At 53.8% G+C, this 20,155-nt stretch carries 22 protein-coding genes and 1 other annotated feature (1 of these 23 only partly in view); all 22 genes read left to right on the top strand.

Annotated elements, in window-relative coordinates; all coding sequences use genetic code 11:
- Positions 1–67 (top strand) — a sequence feature (ribosomal protein L10 leader region); it begins 85 nt to the left of the window's first position.
- A gap of 58 nt (positions 68–125) precedes the next feature.
- The 22 genes from rplJ (at position 126) to rplN (ending at position 20,082) form a co-directional block, all read left to right on the top strand.
- Complete coding sequence (rplJ, locus tag ACSEXW_RS26275; RefSeq protein WP_438449158.1) at positions 126–617, top strand: 50S ribosomal protein L10; 492 nt, start codon at positions 126–128, stop codon at positions 615–617.
- Between the two features lie 80 nt (positions 618–697).
- Positions 698–1,063 (top strand): 50S ribosomal protein L7/L12, encoded by a 366-nt coding sequence (gene rplL / locus ACSEXW_RS26270; RefSeq protein WP_438449157.1) that lies wholly within the window; start codon positions 698–700, stop codon positions 1,061–1,063.
- Positions 1,064–1,239: 176 nt separating this feature from the next.
- Positions 1,240–1,848 (top strand): class I SAM-dependent methyltransferase, encoded by a 609-nt coding sequence (locus tag ACSEXW_RS26265; RefSeq protein WP_438449156.1) that lies wholly within the window; start codon positions 1,240–1,242, stop codon positions 1,846–1,848.
- A 297-nt stretch (positions 1,849–2,145) separates the two neighbouring features.
- Positions 2,146–5,682 (top strand): DNA-directed RNA polymerase subunit beta, encoded by a 3,537-nt coding sequence (gene rpoB, locus ACSEXW_RS26260; protein WP_438449155.1) that lies wholly within the window; start codon positions 2,146–2,148, stop codon positions 5,680–5,682.
- A gap of 87 nt (positions 5,683–5,769) precedes the next feature.
- A complete protein-coding gene (gene rpoC / locus ACSEXW_RS26255) occupies positions 5,770–9,423 on the top strand; it encodes a DNA-directed RNA polymerase subunit beta' (protein WP_438449154.1) in 3,654 nt (1,217 codons plus the stop codon).
- Between the two features lie 147 nt (positions 9,424–9,570).
- The gene (locus ACSEXW_RS26250; protein WP_438449153.1) at positions 9,571–9,822 is read left to right on the top strand and encodes a 50S ribosomal protein L7ae-like protein; all 252 of its coding nucleotides are present in this window, start codon (positions 9,571–9,573) and stop codon (positions 9,820–9,822) included.
- 141 nt (positions 9,823–9,963) lie between these two features.
- The gene (gene rpsL / locus ACSEXW_RS26245; RefSeq protein WP_438449152.1) at positions 9,964–10,383 is read left to right on the top strand and encodes a 30S ribosomal protein S12; all 420 of its coding nucleotides are present in this window, start codon (positions 9,964–9,966) and stop codon (positions 10,381–10,383) included.
- A gap of 47 nt (positions 10,384–10,430) precedes the next feature.
- On the top strand, positions 10,431–10,901 hold the full coding sequence (gene rpsG, locus ACSEXW_RS26240; RefSeq protein WP_438449151.1) for a 30S ribosomal protein S7: 471 nt from the start codon (positions 10,431–10,433) through the stop codon (positions 10,899–10,901).
- Positions 10,902–10,941: 40 nt separating this feature from the next.
- A complete protein-coding gene (fusA, locus tag ACSEXW_RS26235; protein WP_438449150.1) occupies positions 10,942–13,017 on the top strand; it encodes an elongation factor G in 2,076 nt (691 codons plus the stop codon).
- 132 nt (positions 13,018–13,149) lie between these two features.
- Positions 13,150–14,340, top strand: a complete 1,191-nt coding sequence (gene tuf / locus ACSEXW_RS26230) for an elongation factor Tu (protein WP_438449149.1) — start codon at positions 13,150–13,152, stop codon at positions 14,338–14,340.
- Positions 14,341–14,579: 239 nt separating this feature from the next.
- On the top strand, positions 14,580–14,888 hold the full coding sequence (gene rpsJ, locus ACSEXW_RS26225; RefSeq protein ID WP_006676490.1) for a 30S ribosomal protein S10: 309 nt from the start codon (positions 14,580–14,582) through the stop codon (positions 14,886–14,888).
- Between the two features lie 79 nt (positions 14,889–14,967).
- Positions 14,968–15,588 carry a 50S ribosomal protein L3 gene (rplC, locus tag ACSEXW_RS26220; protein ID WP_438449148.1) on the top strand — a complete coding sequence of 207 codons (621 nt, stop codon included), beginning with the start codon at positions 14,968–14,970 and terminating at the stop codon, positions 15,586–15,588.
- A 23-nt stretch (positions 15,589–15,611) separates the two neighbouring features.
- Complete coding sequence (rplD, locus tag ACSEXW_RS26215; protein WP_438449147.1) at positions 15,612–16,235, top strand: 50S ribosomal protein L4; 624 nt, start codon at positions 15,612–15,614, stop codon at positions 16,233–16,235.
- Positions 16,235–16,525, top strand: a complete 291-nt coding sequence (rplW, locus tag ACSEXW_RS26210) for a 50S ribosomal protein L23 (RefSeq protein ID WP_438449146.1) — start codon at positions 16,235–16,237, stop codon at positions 16,523–16,525. The genes rplD and rplW overlap by 1 nt, the downstream gene beginning before the upstream one ends.
- A 32-nt stretch (positions 16,526–16,557) precedes the next feature.
- Positions 16,558–17,385: a 50S ribosomal protein L2 gene (rplB, locus tag ACSEXW_RS26205; RefSeq protein WP_438449145.1), complete on the top strand. Its 828-nt coding sequence runs from the start codon at positions 16,558–16,560 to the stop codon at positions 17,383–17,385.
- Positions 17,386–17,427: 42 nt separating this feature from the next.
- On the top strand, positions 17,428–17,709 hold the full coding sequence (gene rpsS, locus ACSEXW_RS26200; protein WP_438449144.1) for a 30S ribosomal protein S19: 282 nt from the start codon (positions 17,428–17,430) through the stop codon (positions 17,707–17,709).
- Positions 17,710–17,748: 39 nt separating this feature from the next.
- Entirely contained in the window at positions 17,749–18,081 is a 333-nt protein-coding gene (rplV, locus tag ACSEXW_RS26195) for a 50S ribosomal protein L22 (protein WP_438449143.1), read from the top strand.
- Between the two features lie 13 nt (positions 18,082–18,094).
- A complete protein-coding gene (gene rpsC, locus ACSEXW_RS26190; RefSeq protein ID WP_438449142.1) occupies positions 18,095–18,757 on the top strand; it encodes a 30S ribosomal protein S3 in 663 nt (220 codons plus the stop codon).
- Between the two features lie 2 nt (positions 18,758–18,759).
- Positions 18,760–19,194, top strand: a complete 435-nt coding sequence (rplP, locus tag ACSEXW_RS26185; protein WP_438449141.1) for a 50S ribosomal protein L16 — start codon at positions 18,760–18,762, stop codon at positions 19,192–19,194.
- Positions 19,184–19,384, top strand: coding sequence for a 50S ribosomal protein L29 (gene rpmC / locus ACSEXW_RS26180; protein ID WP_438449140.1), 201 nt, complete (start codon positions 19,184–19,186; stop codon positions 19,382–19,384). The genes rplP and rpmC overlap by 11 nt, the downstream gene beginning before the upstream one ends.
- A gap of 32 nt (positions 19,385–19,416) precedes the next feature.
- Positions 19,417–19,680 (top strand): 30S ribosomal protein S17, encoded by a 264-nt coding sequence (gene rpsQ / locus ACSEXW_RS26175; RefSeq protein ID WP_438449139.1) that lies wholly within the window; start codon positions 19,417–19,419, stop codon positions 19,678–19,680.
- Positions 19,681–19,713: 33 nt separating this feature from the next.
- The gene (gene rplN / locus ACSEXW_RS26170; RefSeq protein ID WP_113022652.1) at positions 19,714–20,082 is read left to right on the top strand and encodes a 50S ribosomal protein L14; all 369 of its coding nucleotides are present in this window, start codon (positions 19,714–19,716) and stop codon (positions 20,080–20,082) included.
- Positions 20,083–20,155: the final 73 nt, after the last annotated feature.

Below are 20,155 nucleotides of genomic sequence, written 5' to 3'. Positions count from 1 at the left end.
TTTAGCATGTTTTCGAATCGACTGATCATGCCTTCGTAGAGTCTACGAAGGCATTTTTCATTTGTGCCTTCAGTAGCTTAGGTTGGACCAGATAGAATTGACTGCTTTAACAGGAGGTGTAACGAATGCCTAACGCAAAAGTGTTGGAAGAAAAACAACAGTTGGTTAACGAAGTGGTAACAAAGCTGAAAGAAAGCTCCTGTACCGTTGTTGCTGACTACCGCGGTCTGACGGTTGCGCAAGTAACCCAGCTGCGTAAGAATCTTCGCGAAGCGGGTATCGAGTTCCAGGTTCTGAAGAACACGCTGGTTCGCCGTGCTACTGCTGATGCGGCTCTGACCGAGCTGGACGAGATCCTGACCGGCCCGACCGCCATCGCTTTCGGTAAGGATGTTGTCGCTCCGGCGAAGATCCTGTCCGATTTCGCGAAGAAGAACGACAAGCTGCAGATCAAAGGCGGCGTAGTGGAAGGTCGCGTTGTCGACACTGCACAGATCAAGGCTCTGGCCGATCTGCCGTCCCGCGAAGGCCTGCTGTCCATGCTGCTTAGCGTGCTGCAAGCTCCGATGCGGAACTTCGCCCTTGCAGTTAAAGCCGTATCCGAGAAAGAAGCGTAAGCAACCCGCTTGTGCTTAGAACCAAATGCTTCACCAAAACCAAAAAATAATCGAACGATGAAATAGGAGGTTCCACCACAATGAGCAAAGAGCAAATCATTGAAGCCATTAAAGGCATGACCGTTCTGGAACTGAACGATCTGGTTAAAGCAATCGAAGAAGAATTCGGCGTAACTGCAGCAGCACCGGTAGCATTCGGCGGCGGCGCAGCAGCAGCTCCGGTTGAAGAAGAGCAAACTGAATTCGACGTAATCTTGACTAACGCTGGCGCGTCCAAGATCAACGTTATCAAAGTCGTTCGCGAAATCACCGGTCTGGGCCTGAAAGAAGCCAAGGACCTGGTTGACGGCGCACCGAAGCCGATCAAAGAGAAGATCGCCAAGGAAGAAGCAGAAGCTATCAAAGCTAAGCTGACCGAAGCTGGCGCAACCGTTGAAGTGAAGTAATTCACTTCGGCGACATACGACCCCTTGAAGATCCTTCAAGGGGTTGTTTCTTGTTAGGCGCGGTTTTGCGGTGTGACGGGGAGCGGGTTCTCTCCAGCTGCCGCCGGCAGGCGACAACTGGAGAGAACGGAAGCGCTCCAAAGCGATACAGGCAAATAAGAGGAGGCTTAGACCGGATGGCCGATCATTACTACTCGTCCAAGCCGTCATCCGTCCACGAGACGATCCGGTTTCAGGAGAAGCTGCGGGACTGGGAGTTCACCTTCAAGTCCGATGCAGGGGTATTCTCCAAGCATGGAGTGGACTATGGAAGCAAGGTGCTGATTCAAGCGATGGAGATCCCCTCAGGAGCCCGGGTGCTGGATGTCGGCTGTGGCTACGGGCCGATCGGACTCACGGCGGCTCGGCTCAGCCCGAGCGGGCAAGTGACCCTGGTGGACGTGAACGAACGGGCGCTGGAGCTGGCCCGGGAGAATGCGGCGCTGAACGGTGTCGAGAATGTCCGGATCCTGAAGAGCGATGCGCTGCAGGAGGTTTTGGAGGAGCGGTTCGACTGCATCTTGACGAACCCGCCGATTCGGGCCGGTAAGGAGACGGTCCATCGGATTTTCGAGCAGGCATACGGTTGTCTGGAAGAGGGCGGGGAGCTGTGGATCGTCATCCAGAAGAAGCAGGGTTCACCTTCAGCGTTCGCGAAGCTGGAAGAACTGTTCGGCGAAGACCAGGTTGAGGAAGTCACGAAGGACAAGGGATACAGGATATTCCGCGCATTGAAAAAAGTTTGACTTGATTTTTTGTTTGTGGTATGATTATAAAATGTCAGAATTAAGATGGGTGACATGTCTTTAGTTGGTTAAAATGTCAAGATCTTTTTTTCTGTGTTGGGTGCATAAAAAATGCCGTAATGACGTATAGGAGGCCATTTTTTAGCAAATTATAGGTAGATGGAGACTGGGTAAGGTCTGTCTGCCGTTGATTTGCCCACTTACGGATCGGCAGCTTTTTGCATGTTTGCTGTATGTTGTCATGTATGTACGGCTAAGCCATAGCAACTTTAAGTAGGCACGAGGGGTGAATGAAAGTTGGCGGGTCATCTTGTTCAATTTGGTCGACGTAAACGCAGGACTTATGCACGCATCAACGAAGTGCTGGATATCCCTAACCTGATTGAGATTCAGCAAAAATCATACCAGTGGTTTTTGGATGAAGGTCTGCGCGAGATGTTCCAGGACATCTCCCCCATTCAGGATTTTACCGGCAATCTGGTATTGGAGTTCATCGACTACAGTCTGGGCGAACCGAAGTACACGGTGGACGATGCGAAAGAACGGGACGTGACGTATGCGGCTCCGCTGCGCGTCAAAGTACGTTTGATCAATAAGGAAACCGGTGAGGTTAAAGAGCAGGAAGTCTTCATGGGCGACTTCCCGTTGATGACCGAAACCGGCACGTTCATTATCAACGGAGCCGAGCGTGTTATCGTCAGCCAGCTGGTCCGTTCGCCGAGCGTGTATTTCAGCACCAAAGTCGACAAGAACGGCAAGAAAAACTTCACCGCAACCGTGATTCCGAACCGGGGCGCCTGGCTCGAGCTTGAAACCGACGCCAAGGACATCATCTACGTGCGGATCGACCGCACGCGTAAGATTCCGGTAACCGTCCTGCTCCGTGCATTGGGCTTCGGAACGGATGCGGAGATCATCAGCCTCCTCGGTGACGACGAATATATTCGCAACACCCTGGACAAAGACAACACCGACTCGGTGGAGAAAGCGCTGATCGAGATTTACGAGCGCCTTCGTCCGGGCGAGCCTCCGACGCTGGATAACGCGAAGAGCCTGCTCGTTGCGCGCTTCTTCGATCCGAAGCGTTATGACCTGGCCAACGTCGGCCGTTATAAGATCAACAAGAAGCTTCATATTAAGAACCGTCTGTTCAATCAGCGCTTGGCCGAGACTCTGGTGGATGCCGAGACCGGCGAGATTGTGGCCGAGGCTGGCCAGCTGTTGGACCGCCGCCTGCTGGATGTGGTCATTCCATATCTGGAGAAGGGTCTGGGTCTGAAGGACTTCCATACGGCCGGCGGAGTTCTGGAGAATGACAACACCATTCCGCTCCAGAACATCAGCGTTTATTCGCCGAATGAAGACGGCAAGATCGTCAAGGTCATCGCCAACGGCTTCATCGACAAGTCCGTGAAGCATATCACTCCGGCGGATATCATTTCCTCGATCAATTATTTCATGAATCTGCTGCACGGTATCGGCAGCACGGACGACATCGACCACTTGGGCAACCGTCGTCTGCGCTCCGTCGGCGAGCTTCTGCAGAACCAGTTCCGGATCGGTCTGTCCCGTATGGAGCGTGTGGTTCGGGAGCGGATGTCCATTCAGGACGCCAATGTGATCACGCCTCAGGCGCTGATCAACATCCGTCCAGTCATCGCCTCCATCAAGGAGTTCTTCGGCAGCTCCCAGCTGTCCCAGTTCATGGACCAGACGAACCCGTTGGCCGAGCTGACGCACAAGCGCCGCTTGTCTGCACTGGGTCCGGGCGGTCTGACCCGGGAACGCGCAGGCATGGAAGTCCGGGACGTCCACCACTCTCACTATGGCCGGATGTGTCCAATCGAGACTCCCGAGGGTCCGAACATCGGTTTGATCAACTCCTTGTCCAGCTATGCCCGCATCAACGAGTATGGCTTCATTGAAGCTCCGTACCGTAAGGTGGATCCGAACACCGGCGTCGTCACCGAGCAGATCGTCTATATGACGGCGGATGAGGAAGATAACTACGTCATTGCGCAAGCGAATGCGGAGTTGTCCGAAACGGGTACTTTCGTTAACGAGACGGTTATCGTCCGTTACAAGGATGACATCACGACGCTTCCGCGCGAGCGCGTCGACTATATGGATATCTCCCCCAAGCAGGTCGTGTCGGTTGCAACGGCGCTCATTCCGTTCTTGGAGAATGACGACTCCAACCGCGCCCTGATGGGTTCGAACATGCAGCGCCAGGCTGTGCCGCTTCTCATTCCGAAGGCGCCGCTGGTCGGTACCGGCATGGAGCACAAGTCCGCCAAGGACTCCGGGGTATGTATTGTATCCAAAGTTCATGGCATTGTTGAAAAAGTTTCCGCCAACGAAATCTGGGTCCGCCGCCAGGAAATGGTAGACGGCCGATTGGTCAACGGGAACATCATCAAGCATCGCCTGCACAAGTTTATGCGTTCCAACCAAGGCACCTGTATCAACCAGCGGCCGATCTGCCGCAAGGGCGACATCGTGAAGCCGGGAGACATTCTGGCGGACGGACCGTCCACCGAGCAGGGCGAATTGGCACTGGGCCGCAACGTCGTAGTTGCCTTCATGACCTGGGAAGGCTACAACTACGAGGATGCGATTCTGCTTAGCGAGAGACTCGTGAAAGAGGATGTTTACACCTCCATTCACATTGAGGAATACGAATCCGAAGCCCGTGATACCAAGCTGGGGCCGGAAGAGATTACCCGCGACATCCCGAACGTCGGCGAAGACGCGCTGAAGAATCTTGACGAGCGCGGCATCATCCGCGTCGGTGCCGAGATCGGCGCAGGCGATATTCTAGTCGGCAAGGTCACTCCGAAGGGCGTTACCGAGCTGACGGCGGAAGAGCGTCTCCTGCATGCCATCTTCGGCGAGAAAGCACGCGAAGTGCGCGACACCTCGCTGCGCGTACCGCACGGTACGGACGGAATCGTCGTGGACGTGAAGGTCTTCACCCGCGAGAATGGCGACGAGCTGCCGCCGGGCGTGAACCAGCTGGTCCGCGTCTACATCGCGCAGAAGCGTAAGATCTCCGAAGGCGATAAGATGGCGGGACGCCACGGCAACAAGGGCGTTATCGCGCGCATCATGCCGGAAGAAGATATGCCGTTCCTGCCTGACGGTACTCCGGTAGAGGTTGTATTGAACCCGCTGGGCGTACCTTCCCGGATGAACATCGGTCAGGCGCTTGAGGTTCACTTGGGCATGGCCGCCAAGATGCTGGGCATTCACACCGCAACGCCGGTATTCGACGGCGCTCGGGAAAATGACGTGTTCGACACCATGGTGGAAGCCGGCATGAACCGTAACGGCAAATGGACCTTGTGCGACGGCCGGACGGGCGAACCGTTCGAGCGCGACGTTACCGTCGGCGTCATGTACATGATCAAGCTGGCGCACATGGTTGACGATAAGATTCACGCCCGTTCCACCGGTCCGTACTCCCTCGTTACCCAACAGCCGTTGGGCGGTAAAGCCCAATTCGGCGGACAGCGTTTCGGGGAGATGGAAGTATGGGCGCTGGAGGCCTATGGCGCGGCATACACCCTGCAAGAAATTCTGACGGTCAAGTCGGACGACGTGGTCGGCCGTGTGAAGACCTACGAATCCATCGTGAAGGGCGAGAATGTGCCGGAGCCGGGCGTACCGGAATCCTTCAAGGTATTGATTAAAGAGCTGCAGAGCTTGGGAATGGACGTCAAGATTTTGTCGGAGAACGAAGAAGAGATCGAAATGCGTGAGATCGACGACGATGAGACGACCAGCGATAAACTGAACCTGAACCTGGAAGGAGCCGAGCTGGGAGTGGAGTAATCCACTCTTGGCAAGGCGTTTTTCCTTAACGTCAGATACATTGGACCCACTTGTTTTCGCTCCATCATTCTTAAGGAGGGCTGCTCCTTGATCGACGTCAATAACTTTGAATTTATGAAGATCGGTCTCGCTTCCCCGGAGAAAATCCGGTCTTGGTCGCGCGGCGAAGTCAAAAAGCCGGAGACGATCAACTACCGGACCTTGAAGCCGGAGAAGGAAGGCCTGTTCTGCGAGCGCATTTTCGGTCCCCAGAAGGACTGGGAATGTCATTGCGGCAAATATAAGCGTGTCCGTTACAAAGGCGTGGTCTGTGACCGCTGCGGCGTAGAAGTTACCCGCCAGAAGGTCCGCCGCGAGCGTATGGGCCATATTGAGCTGGCTGCGCCGGTTTCGCATATCTGGTACTTCAAGGGTATTCCGAGTCGGATGGGTCTTGCGCTGGATATGTCCCCGCGTTCCTTGGAAGAAATCATTTATTTTGCATCGTATGTCGTCACCGACCCCGGTGATACACCGCTTGAGAAGAAGCAGCTGCTCTCCGAGAAGGAATACCGCAGCTACCGCGAGAAGTACGGATACGCATTCCAGGCCGGCATGGGTGCCGAGGCTGTGAAGCGACTCCTCCAGGACATCGACGTCGACAAAGAGATGGAGATGCTGAAGGAAGAGCTGAAGACGGCCCAAGGCCAGCGCCGCAACCGTGCGATCAAGCGTCTGGAAGTGATTGAGGCGTTCCGGAATTCGAAGAACAAGCCGGACTGGATGATCCTCGACGTGCTGCCGGTTATCCCTCCGGAACTGCGCCCGATGGTTCAGCTGGACGGCGGACGCTTCGCCACCTCCGACTTGAACGATCTGTATCGCCGCGTCATCAACCGGAACAACCGTCTGAAGCGTCTGCTCGACCTGGGCGCACCGGACATTATCGTACAGAACGAGAAGCGGATGCTTCAGGAAGCCGTCGACGCCCTGATCGACAACGGCCGCCGCGGCCGTCCTGTAACGGGCCCGGGCAACCGTCCGCTCAAGTCCTTGAGCCATATGCTAAAGGGCAAGCAAGGCCGCTTCCGCCAGAACCTGCTGGGCAAGCGCGTTGACTATTCCGGCCGTTCGGTTATCGTCGTAGGACCGAGCCTGAAGATGTACCAATGCGGTCTGCCGAAGGAAATGGCGCTGGAGCTGTTCAAGCCCTTCGTCATGAAGGAGCTTGTGAACAAGGGTCTGGCCCACAACATCAAGAGCGCCAAGCGCAAGGTTGAACGCAGCAGCTCCGAGGTATGGGACGTACTGGAGGAAGTCATCAAAGAGCATCCGGTTCTTCTGAACCGTGCGCCGACCCTTCACCGTCTCGGTATTCAGGCATTCGAGCCGATCCTTGTGGAAGGCCGCGCCATCAAGCTGCACCCGCTGGTATGTACCGCGTACAACGCCGACTTCGACGGTGACCAGATGGCCGTTCACGTTCCGTTGTCTGCAGAGGCCCAAGCGGAAGCGCGGATCTTGATGCTGGCATCCGGCAACATCCTGAACCCGAAGGACGGCAAACCGGTCGTAACTCCTTCTCAGGATATGGTACTCGGTTCCTTCTACCTGACCATGGCTGACCAAGGGGCCAAGGGAACGGGGATGATTCTGTCCTCCGTGAAGGAAGCAGTATCCGCATATCATCGCGGAGCGGCATCGCTGCATGCGGTAGTCGCTATTCCGGCCAAATTGCTGGGTAAGACCAGCTTCACGCCGAAGCAGCAGGAAGCGATGCTGGTAACTTCCATCGGTAAGATCATCTTTAACGAGATCTTCCCGGAGGATTTCCCGTATATCAACGAACCGACCAAGAACAACCTGTTGAACGGCACGCCGGACACCTACTTTGTGTTCGAGAAGGGCGCCGATATCCGCCAGCGCATCATGGATATTCCGACCAACCGGGTCGCCGTCGGCAAGGACTTCTTGGGCAGCATCATTGCGGAGTGCTTCCGCAAGTACAAGACGATGGAAACCTCCATCATCCTGGACAAAATCAAGCAGCTCGGCTTCACCTATTCGACGCGTGCGGGCATTACCATCGCCGTCGCCGACGTGCAGGTGCCGAATGAGAAATACGTCATTCTCGGCGAATCCGAAGAGAAGGTCCGCGCGGTAACCAACCAGTATCGCAGAGGACTGATCACGGATGATGAGCGCTATGACCGTGTCATTGACATTTGGTCCGGTGCCAAGGACGCCATTACCGATATTCTGATGAAGAACCTCCAGAAATTCAATTCCATCAACATGATGGTGGAGTCGAAGGCACGGGGTAACAAATCACAGATCACCCAGCTGGGCGGTATGCGCGGTCTGATGGCGACGCCGACCGGCCGGATTTACGAGCTTCCCATCAAATCGAACTTCCGCGAAGGCCTGACGGTATTGGAGTACTTCATCTCCACCCACGGCGCGCGTAAAGGTTTGGCGGATACGGCTCTCCGTACGGCTGACTCGGGTTATCTGACCCGCCGTCTTGTCGACGTGGCGCAGGATGTTATCGTCCGCGAGGACGATTGCGGCACCGATAAGGGTTCCATTGTAACCAAGATTCAAGACGGTAAAGAGGTTATCGAGGATCTCTACGACCGGATCGAAGGGCGTTACTGCTTCGAAACCATCCGTGATCCGAAGACCGGCGAGCTCATCGCAGCGCGCAATCAGCTGATCGATTCCGACGTTGCCGAGCGCATCATCAAGGCTGGTATCGAGAAGCTTCAGATCCGTTCCGTCCTTTCCTGCCGGACCCGTCATGGCGTCTGCAAAAAGTGCTATGGCCGCAACCTGGCAACCGGCCAGCATGTGGAAATCGGCGAGGCTGTTGGTATCATCGCTGCACAATCCATCGGCGAGCCGGGAACCCAGCTCACCATGCGTACGTTCCATACCGGGGGCGTTGCAGGGGATGACATCACTCAAGGTCTTCCGCGGATTCAGGAGCTCTTCGAGGCCCGGAATCCGAAAGGCCAAGCAACCATTACGGAGATCGACGGTGTGGTTAAGGACATCCGTGAAACCAAGGACCGCCGCGAGATCGAGGTCCAAGGCGAAGCCGAGTCCAAGACCTATCTTGTCACCTACGGTTCCCGTGTGCGCGTAACCAAGGGCCAGTCCGTAGAGGCCGGCGACGAGCTGACCGACGGTTCTATCGACCCGAAGGAAATGCTGCGCATCAAGGGCATCCGCGGCGTGCAGAACTACATCCTTCAGGAAGTTCAGCGCGTATACCGGAACCAGGGCGTAGAAATCAACGACAAGCACGTGGAAGTCATGATCCGTCAGATGCTGCGCAAGATCCGCGTCGTGGATGCAGGCGACACCACACTCTTGCCGGGCTCCTTCGTGGATATGCACGAGTACGAGGAAGCTAACAAAGTGGTTCTCTTCAACGGCACCGAGCCGGCTGTGGCGAAGCCCGTTCTTTTGGGTATCACCAAGGCGTCCCTGGAGACCGATTCCTTCCTGTCTGCTGCGTCCTTCCAAGAGACGACCCGCGTCTTGACCGATGCGGCTATCAAGGGCAAGGTCGACCAGCTGCTGGGTCTGAAGGAGAACGTCATTATCGGTAAGCTGATTCCGGCAGGCACGGGCATGGCCCGCTACCGGAACGTGAGAGTAACCGATCCGTACATCGAGGCGGCGGAAGCGGCGGCATTGGCCCAAGCAGAGCAGCAGGCAGCGGACGGCGAAGTACCCATCGGCTTAACGAAGTAAGGATATATGCATGATGGTCCGGTGTCAGGCCGGAGTGGGAGAGACTAGATGTTCGCCCAATAATCGTTCTTGACACCGGATTTTCAAAATGCTAAGATATCAAAGTGTGCCAAAAAGGCAACCCCCCTGGGCTTTGGAGGATGTATCATGTCTTACGATAAAGTCAAACAGGCAGGCAAGCTGAGCATTGGCACCAAGCAAGCGACGAAGGCTGTTGAGTCCGGTATTGCGGCGGAGGTTTTCGTAGCGAAAGATGCAGATCCGCGCATAACGAACAAGATGGTGAACTTATGCCGGAAGGTGGGGGTCCCCGTCACCTATGTCGACTCCATGAAGCAGTTGGGGAAGGCATGCGGGATTGAAGTGGGAGCGGCCATCGCGGCAGTGGTGAATGAATAAAGATCCCTATGTTTTTGTTAGAGGGGGGTTGAACCTCTCGGGCAAAAACATTTCCTTTGTCCATTTATGATTCACCTGGGTCTGTGGGCTTGTTAACAAGGGCTTAACAATCCGATTCAAACTCTGGAAGGAGGTGCCGAAATGCCAACAATCAACCAGCTGGTACGTAAAGGACGTCAAGCCAAGGTCGTCAAGTCGAAATCCCCTGCGCTGCAAAAGGGCTTCAACGCTCTGCGTCGTGAAGAGACTGATCTCTCCGCTCCGCAAAAGCGCGGCGTGTGCACCCGTGTGGGTACCATGACCCCGAAGAAGCCGAACTCTGCTCTTCGGAAATACGCGAGGGTTCGTCTGACCAACCGTATTGAAGTTACTGCGTATATTCCGGGTATCGGTCATAACCTGCAGGAGCACAGTGTCGTGCTCGTGCGCGGCGGTCGTGTTAAAGACTTGCCTGGTGTCCGTTACCACATCGTCCGCGGTGCGCTTGATACCGCCGGCGTGAACAACCGGAAGCAAGCTCGTTCCAAGTACGGTGCGAAGCGTCCCAAAGTGAAGAAGTAATTCGAACTCCTAGTTTAGGATGAATCCTGTAAGAAAGGGGGATAACTATGCCTCGTAAAGGTCCCGTAACCAAAAGAGACGTACTGCCGGATCCGGTGTACAATAGCAAACTTGTAACCCGCTTGATCAACCGTATCATGATCGATGGCAAGAAGGGCACTGCCCAAACCATCCTGTATGATGCGTTCAATCTGATCCAAGATCGTACCGGAAAAGAGCCGATGGAGGTTTTTGAGCAAGCCATCAAAAACATCATGCCGGTTCTGGAGGTAAAAGCTCGCCGTGTAGGCGGTGCGAACTACCAGGTTCCGATCGAAGTGAAGCCGGAGCGCCGCACTTCGCTGGGTCTTCGTTGGTTGGTCAACTACTCCCGCCTGCGCGGCGAGAAGACCATGGAAGAGCGTTTGGCTTCCGAAATCATCGATGCCAGCAACAACACTGGCGCTTCCGTTAAGAAGCGTGAAGACACACACAAAATGGCTGAAGCCAACAAGGCGTTCGCGCACTATCGTTGGTAAGATATCACCATAACAAGAGGATCTGAAAGGAGATCAACCCATGCCTAGAGAGTTCTCCTTGAAGGATACGCGTAACATCGGGATTATGGCGCATATCGATGCCGGTAAGACTACCACCACCGAACGCATTCTGTTCTACACCGGTCGTGTTCATAAGATCGGTGAAGTACATGAAGGCGCGGCCACCATGGACTGGATGGAGCAAGAGCAGGAGCGCGGCATTACGATTACGTCTGCCGCGACCACCTGCCAGTGGAAAGGTCACCGCATCAATATTATCGACACCCCGGGACACGTGGACTTCACGGTTGAGGTAGAACGTTCCCTTCGTGTACTTGATGGTGCAGTCGGCGTATTCAGCGCCAAAGAAGGCGTTGAACCGCAATCGGAAACCGTTTGGAGACAAGCGGACCGTTACGGCGTACCGCGTATCGCGTACGTGAACAAGATGGACATTATCGGTGCAGACTTCCTGGCTGTTATCGAGCAAATGCGCGACCGTCTGAAAGCAAATGCTGTTGCTATCCAATTGCCGATCGGCGCTGAGGCTGACTTCAAAGGCATCATCGACATCGTCGAGAGAGTGGCATACATGTATAAGGACGATCTGGGCAAGGACATCGAGAAGACAGAAATCCCTGCCGATTATGCCGATAAAGTGGCGGAGCTTCGCCTTGAGCTGGTTGAGAAAGTGGCCGAGCTGGACGAAGAACTGACCATGAAGTACCTCGAAGGGGAAGAGTTGACTGTTGAAGAGATCAAAGCTGCGCTGCGCAAAGGCGTATGCGAAGTGAAAATCTTCCCGGTTATCGTAGGTTCTTCCTATAAGAACAAAGGGGTCCAGCTGATGATGGACGCCGTTGTAGAATACCTGCCTTCTCCTATTGACGTACCGGACATCAAGGGTCATCTTGACGATGGCACTGAAGCTGTTCGTAAATCCGCTGACGATCAACCGTTTGCCGCTCTGGCATTCAAGATTGCAACGGACCCGTACGTTGGTAAGCTGACCTTCTTCCGTGTCTACTCCGGCGTATTGAACTCCGGTTCTTACGTGCTGAACTCCACCAAAGGCAAGCGCGAGCGCATCGGCCGTATTCTGCAGATGCACGCCAACAGCCGTCAAGAGATCAGCGAAGTATATGCAGGGGATATCGCTGCAGCCGTAGGCTTGAAGGATACCATCACCGGCGACACCCTGTGTGACGAGAAGCACCCGGTTATCCTGGAGTCCATGAACTTCCCGGATCCGGTTATCTCCATCGCAGTTGAGCCGAAAACCAAAGCCGACCAAGACAAAATGGGCGTGGCCCTGTCCAAGCTGGCTGAGGAAGATCCGACCTTCCGCTACTACACCGACGAAGAAACCGGCCAAACGATCATCCAAGGTATGGGCGAGCTCCATCTGGAGATCATCGTGGACCGTATGCTTCGTGAGTTTAAGGTAGAGACCAATGTGGGTAAACCGCAGGTTGCATACCGCGAAACCTTCAAAGCTGCAGCCAAAGTCGAAGGCAAGTTCGTACGCCAGTCCGGCGGCCGTGGTCAATACGGTCACTGTTGGGTGGAGTTCGAGCCGCTGGAGCCGGGCACAGGCTTTATCTTCGAGAACAAGGTTGTCGGCGGCGTAGTTCCGAGAGAATTCATCGGTCCGGTACAAGCCGGTATCGAAGAATCCATGAAGAACGGCGTTATCGCAGGCTTCCCGTTGGTTGACATCAAGGCTACGATCTTCGACGGATCTTACCATGATGTTGACTCCTCCGAGATGGCGTTTAAGATTGCCGGTTCTATGGCTCTTAAAGCTGCCAAGGACAAGTGTCAGCCGGTTCTGCTTGAGCCGATCATGAAAGTAGAAGTTACGGTACCGGAAGAGTACATGGGCGACGTTATGGGCGACCTGAACTCCCGTCGCGGCCGCATCGAAGGTATGGATTCCCGTGCTGGTGCACAGATCATCCGTTCCAAGGTGCCGCTGTCCGAGATGTTCGGCTACTCCACTACACTGCGCTCCCGTACCCAAGGCCGTGGCGTATACTCCATGGAGCTGTCTCACTACGAAGAAGTGCCGAAGTCCATCAGCGAAGAAATCATCGCGAAGAACAAAGGCGCATAAGCTTTCCTTTATATATCCCGGCGGAGTGCTTGCAAGAGTATTCCGCCTGGAGATATAACTCCGCTACATAGCGGTACGGACATCTTTGAGATGACTACGACTAAGTTTTTCTCATAATAAGGAGGAGAAAAAATGGGTAAGGCAAAATTCGAACGTAATAAACCGCACGTTAACATCGGCACCATCGGTCACGTTGACCATGGTAAAACTACCCTGACTGCAGCAATCACCACTGTACTGTCCAAGAAATACGGCGGCGCAGCTGTTGCATTCGACCAAATCGACAAGGCTCCGGAAGAGCGCGAGCGCGGTATCACCATCTCCACCGCTCACGTTGAGTACGAGACTCCGAACCGTCACTACGCACACGTTGACTGCCCTGGACACGCCGACTATGTTAAAAACATGATCACCGGCGCAGCTCAGATGGACGGCGCAATCCTGGTTGTATCCGCAGCTGACGGCCCGATGCCGCAAACTCGCGAGCACATCCTGCTGTCCCGTCAGGTAGGCGTACCTTACATCGTCGTATTCCTGAACAAGTGCGACATGGTTGAAGACGAAGAGTTGATCGAACTGGTTGAGATGGAAGTTCGTGACCTGCTGAACGAGTACGAGTTCCCGGGCGACGACACTCCGATCATCCGCGGCGCTGCTCGTCCGGCTCTGGAAGATCCGACTGGCGACTGGGCTCAGAAGATCGTTGAACTGTTCGAGCAAATCGACACCTACATCCCGACTCCGGAGCGCGATACTGACAAGCCGTTCCTGATGCCGGTCGAGGACGTATTCTCCATCACTGGCCGCGGTACCGTTGCTACTGGCCGTATCGAGCGCGGTGTATGTAAAGTTGGCGACGAGATCGAGATCATCGGTCTGCACGAAGAGAGCAAGAAATCCGTTGTTACCGGCGTAGAAATGTTCCGCAAATTGCTGGATCAAGCTATGGCTGGCGACAACATCGGCGCACTGCTTCGCGGTGTTGACCGTAAGGAAATCGAGCGCGGTCAAGTATTGGCTAAGCCGGGTTCCGTTAAGCCGCACACCAACTTCTCCGCTCAGATTTACGTTCTGACCAAAGAAGAGGGTGGCCGTCATAAGCCTTTCTTCACTGGCTACCGTCCGCAGTTCTACTTCCGTACCACTGACGTTACCGGCATCATCAACCTGCCGGAAGGTACTGAAATGGTTATGCCAGGCGACAACATCACCGTTACCGTTGAGCTGATCGCTCCGATCGCGATTGAAGAAGGTACTCGCTTCTCCATCCGCGAAGGCGGCCGTACCGTTGGTGCAGGTTCCGTTGTTAGCATCACTAAGTAATAACCCCTATCCCGGCTAACGGGAATGGAAAGAAGCCCCCATCAAAGAAATTTGATGGGGGCTTCATAATTTTCTTGCTTTTGTTGTCGAACTTTTATATAATAGTGAACGTTGGTCTGACGTTGCGATGATGCGAGAGGTTGCTGATACACCCGGCTCCTTTGCCATGGAGAGGGTATCAGGGGATTTTCGCGGAGTATGTCCGATACTAAATTGGGCGATAGAAGGAGGGACTTATCATGGCAAAGCAAAAGATTCGTATTCGTTTGAAGGCGTACGATCACAGAATCCTGGATCAATCCGCTGAGAAAATTGTGGAAACTGCCAAGCGTTCCGGTGCAGGTGTATCCGGACCGATTCCGCTTCCGACTGAGAAGCAAGTAATCACAATTCTTCGTGCGGTTCACAAGTACAAGGATTCCCGCGAACAATTCGAGATGCGCACCCATAAGCGCTTGATCGATATCGTGAACCCGACGCCGCAAACCGTAGACGCACTGATGCGTTTGGATCTGCCGTCCGGTGTGGACATCGAAATCAAGCTGTAATAGAAGCCGTTCCTTCATTTATATATGAAGAAACACGAAGCTATCCACAACTACTGAACGAATGAAAAGAGGTGTCAACATGAAAGGTATCTTAGGGAAGAAACTGGGTATGACTCAAGTTTTTACACCTGAAGGTCTGGTCGTTCCGGTGACCGTTATCGAGGTAGGCTCCTGCGTAGTTCTGCAGAAGAAGGACCAAGAAAACGACGGCTACGAAGCGATCCAGCTGGGTTATGCTGATAAGAAGCATCCGAACAAGCCTGAGCAAGGACATGCAGGCAAGGCCGGCGCAACTCCTAAGCGCTACGTTAAAGAAATCCGTGGAGTTGAGTTGGCAAACTACGAGGTTGGACAAGAAGTTAAAGCCGATCTCTTCGCGGAAGGCGAATATGTTGACGTAACGGGTATCTCCAAAGGTAAAGGATTCCAAGGTACCATCAAGCGCTGGGGTCAATCCCGCGGTCCGATGTCCCACGGTTCCGGTTACCATCGCGGCCACGGTTCCAACGCCATCATCCGTACGGCGAACCGTGTACCGAAAGGCAAGCACCTGCCGGGTCATATGGGTCATGAAACCATCACGATCCAGAAGTTGCAAGTCGTTCGCGTTGACGCAGAGCGTAATGTACTCCTTGTGAAAGGCTCCGTACCGGGCCCGAACAACGGTTATGTAACAGTTAAATCTACGGTAAAGAAATAAGATAGCGGAAAGGAGGAAATCAGATGCCTAAAGTAGCTTTGTTTAACGTTAGCGGCGCTCAAGTCGGTGAAGTAGAATTGAGCGAATCCGTATTCGGAATCGAGCCGAACACGCATGTGGTTCATGAAGCGGTTGTAATGCAGCAGGCTTCCCAGCGTCAAGGCACCCATAAAGTCAAAACTCGCGCTGAAGTTCGTGGCGGCGGTCGTAAACCTTGGAAACAAAAAGGCACAGGCCGTGCACGTCAAGGCTCCATTCGTTCGCCTCAGTGGAAGGGCGGCGGTATCGTATTCGGACCGACTCCCCGCAGCTATGGCTACAAACTGCCTAAGAAAGTGCGTCGTTTGGCCATCAAATCCGCATTGTCTTCCAAAGTATTGGCTAACAACATCATCGTTCTGGATCAACTGAGCTTCGCAGCTCCCAAGACGAAAGAGTTCGCAGCTATTCTGAAGAACCTCAATGTGGACCGCAAGGCACTCGTAGTAACCTCCAGCTTCGAAGAGAATGTAGCATTGTCCGCACGTAACGTGCCGGGCGTGAAATTCTTGACTGCTGAAGGTCTGAACGTTCTTGACGTAATGGTTTACGACAAGCTGATCATTACTAAAGACGCGGTTTCCAAGGTTGAGGAGGTGTTCGCGTAATGAAAAACCCTCGCGATATTATCAAGCGTCCGGTCATTACCGAGCGCACCAGTGAAATGATGGCCGGTAAGCGTTACGTGTTCGAAGTTGATCTTCGCGCTAACAAGACCGAGATCAAGCAAGCCATCGAGCAAATTTTCAAAGTAAAGGTTACAGGCGTGAACACCATTCGTATGCCTGCTAAGCCGAAGCGTTATGGCAAGTACTCCGGCTACACTTCCGAGTGGAAGAAAGCCATCGTTCAACTGAGCGAAGAAAGCAAAGAACTGGAGTTCTTTGAGTCCGTATAAGATCAATCTGTGAAGTAAGGAGGGAATTCAAAGTGCCTATCAAAACGTACAAACCGACATCTCCTGCACGTCGTCAGATGTCCGTGTCCACTTTTGAGGAAATCACGACATCTACACCGGAGAAATCGTTGCTGGCACCTCTGCCGAAGAAAGCAGGCCGCAACAATCAAGGTAAAATTACGACCCGCCACCATGGCGGCGGCCATAAGCGTAAATATCGGATCGTCGACTTCAAGCGGAACAAAGACGGAATACCCGGCAAAGTTGCTACAATCGAGTATGATCCGAACCGCTCCGCTAACATCGCTCTGATCAACTACGCAGACGGTGAGAAGCGTTATATCATCGCTCCTAAGGGTCTTAAGGTGGGAGATACCATCGTTTCTGGTCCGGAATCCGACATCAAGGTGGGCAACACCCTTCCGATGGAGAACATCCCGGTCGGTACCGTTATCCACAACATCGAGCTGAAGCCTGGCAAGGGCGGCCAATTGGTTCGCGCAGCTGGCGGCGAAGCTCAATTGCTCGGTAAAGAAGAGAAATACGTAACCGTTCGTCTGGCTTCCGGCGAAGTTCGCAAGCTTCTCAAGGTTTGCCGCGCAACTATCGGTTCCGTAGGCAACGAAGACCACGAGCTGGTAAGCATCGGTAAAGCAGGCCGTTCCCGTCATTTGGGCAAGCGTCCTGAAGTCCGCGGTGTCGTTATGAACCCGAACGATCACCCGCACGGTGGTGGCGAAGGCCGCGCTCCGATCGGCCGCAAATCTCCTATGTCTCCTTGGGGCAAACCGACCCTGGGCTACAAAACCCGCAAGAAGAAAAATGCTTCGGACAAATATATCGTTCGTCGCCGCAAGTAATAGGCTTGTAACGCGCATGGTTGGATGAAGGGAGGATAAACAATGGGACGCAGTTTGAAAAAAGGACCTTTTATTGACGGCTACCTGCTGAAGAAAGTGGAAGATATGAACACTTCCAACAAGAAAGTGGTCATCAAGACTTGGTCTCGCCGTTCGACGATTTTCCCACAATTTATCGGACACACTTTCGCGGTTTATGACGGCCGCAAGCATGTACCGGTATATGTGACGGAAGATATGGTCGGCCATAAGCTCGGTGAGTTCGCACCGACCCGTACCTACAAGGGTCACGCCGACGACGACAAGAAAACCGGCAAACGTTAATTATAGTTGATCTGAACAGTTCCGAGAGGAGGTACCGACATGCAAGCAACCGCACATGCAAGATATGTTCGTCTGGCTCCCCGCAAGGTGCAGCTGATTCTCGATCTGATCCGCGGTAAGCAAGTAGGCGAGGCGATCGCAATCCTGCGTCACACGCCGAAATCTTCTTCCCCGGTAGTGGAGAAGCTTCTGAACTCTGCGATCGCGAATGCAGAGAACAACTTCTCGCTGGATCCGAACAAGCTGGTGATCAGCCAGGCATACGCAAACCAAGGCCCGACCTTGAAACGCTTCCGCCCCCGTGCAATGGGACGTGCAAGCCGTATCAATAAACGCACCAGCCACATTACCATCGTGGTATCCGAAAAATAAGGAGGGACAACGTGTGGGTCAAAAAGTAAATCCGGTAGGCCTTCGAATCGGGATTATCCGCGATTGGGAGTCCAAGTGGTACGCAGGCAAAGAATACGGCACTCTGCTCATGGAGGACGTGAAAATCCGTGAGTACCTGAAGCAAAAGCTGAAGGATTCCGCCGTTTCTCATATCGAAATCGAACGTGCAGCTAACCGTGTAAACGTGACTATCCACACTGCCAAGCCGGGTATGGTAATCGGCAAAGGCGGCGCTGAAGTGGAGAACATCCGTCAATACATCTCCAAGCTGTCCAACAAGAAAGTACACATCAACATTTCCGAAATCAAAAACCCTGAGCTGGACGCGATCCTGGTCGCAGAAAGCATCGCTCAGCAGCTGGAGCGCCGTGTGTCCTTCCGCCGCGCCTTGAAGCAAGCGATCCAACGCACCATGCGTTCCGGAGCTAAGGGTATCAAAACAGCTGTTAGCGGTCGTCTGGGCGGCGCAGAAATCGCGCGTTCCGAAGGCTACAGCGAAGGCACTGTTCCGCTGCATACCCTGCGTGCGGATATCGATTACGGCACGGCTGAAGCACACACCACCTACGGTCGGATCGGCGTAAAAGTCTGGATCTACCGCGGCGAAGTTCTTCCGGCTGCCAAGAAGAAGGCTGTTCAGGAAGGAGGCAACTAATCATGTTATTACCTAAACGCGTCAAACACCGCAAAGAGCACCGCGGCACCATGAAGGGCCGCGCTAAGGGCGGCGCAGAAATCGCCTTCGGTGAATACGGTCTGCAGGCTCTCGAGCCGTCTTGGGTAACCAACCGCCAGATCGAAGCTGCCCGTATCGCGATGACCCGTTACATCAAGCGGGGCGGTAAAGTATGGATTAAAATCTTCCCTTCCAAGCCGATCACCCAGAAGCCGCTTGAAGTCCGGATGGGTAGCGGTAAAGGTAATGTAGAAAAATGGGTTGCCGTGGTTAAGCCGGGCAAAATCCTGTTTGAATTGGCGGGTGTCAGCGAAGAAATCGCACGTGAAGCGATGCGCCTTGCCGCTCACAAGCTGCCGATCAAGACGAAGTTTGTGAAACGCGAAGAATTGGGTGGTGAAGCAAATGAAAGCTAATGAATTTCGCAACTTAACCACTGCAGAAATCGAACACAAGATCTCCGGCTTCAAAGAGGAGCTCTTCAACCTCCGTTTTCAACTGGCAACCGGCCAACTCGATAACCCGTCTCAGATTCAGAAAGTGCGCAAAGACATCGCCCGTGCCAAAACCGTTTTGCGTGAAAGAGAACTGGGGATCATCAGCTAATTGATCCGGGAGAAGAAGGGAGGATATGAAGCATGGAACAACGCAATGAGCGTAAAGTTCAGATCGGTAAAGTCGTAAGCGACAAGATGGAGAAAACGATCGTTGTTGCGGTCGAAACCTATAAAAAGCACGACCTGTACCACAAGCGCATCAAGTACACCAAGAAATTCAAAGCCCATGACGAGAACAACGAAGCCAAAATCGGCGACGTAGTCAAAATCATGGAAACCCGTCCGCTCTCCAAAGACAAGCGCTGGAGACTGGTAGAAGTTGTAGAGAAAGCCGTAATCATCTAAAGAACGAACCTGACCTGAAAGGAGGGGACACGAATGATTCAACCATTTACACGATTGAAAGTGGCCGACAACTCTGGCGCCAAGCAACTGATGTGCATCCGTGTGCTGGGTGGTACCGGTCGTCGCGTTGGACATATCGGTGATCTCATCATCTGCTCCGTCAAAGAAGCAACACCCGGTGGCGTTGTCAAAAAGGGTGACGTGGTGAAGGCCGTAATCGTCCGTACCAGAAGATCTACTCGCCGTAAAGACGGTTCCTATATCACATTCGACGAGAATGCAGCAGTAATCGTGAAGGACGATAAGAGCCCTCGTGGTACTCGTATCTTTGGACCGGTAGCCCGCGAGCTCCGTGACAAAGACTTCATGAAGATCGTTTCTCTGGCTCCAGAGGTTATCTAAGCGGTAACCTGTGGAGTTGCCTTGTGAATATCCGGTATAGCGCCGGGTAAGTCCAGCCACCAGGAGGTGTAAA

It is taken from the genome of Oryzibacillus soli (genome assembly GCF_051594765.1).
Classification (GTDB): Bacteria; Bacillota; Bacilli; order Paenibacillales; family NBRC-103111; genus Paenibacillus_AR.
The sequence above is the reverse complement of the archived record's forward strand: the minus strand, read 5'-3'. Positions and strand labels throughout refer to the sequence as shown.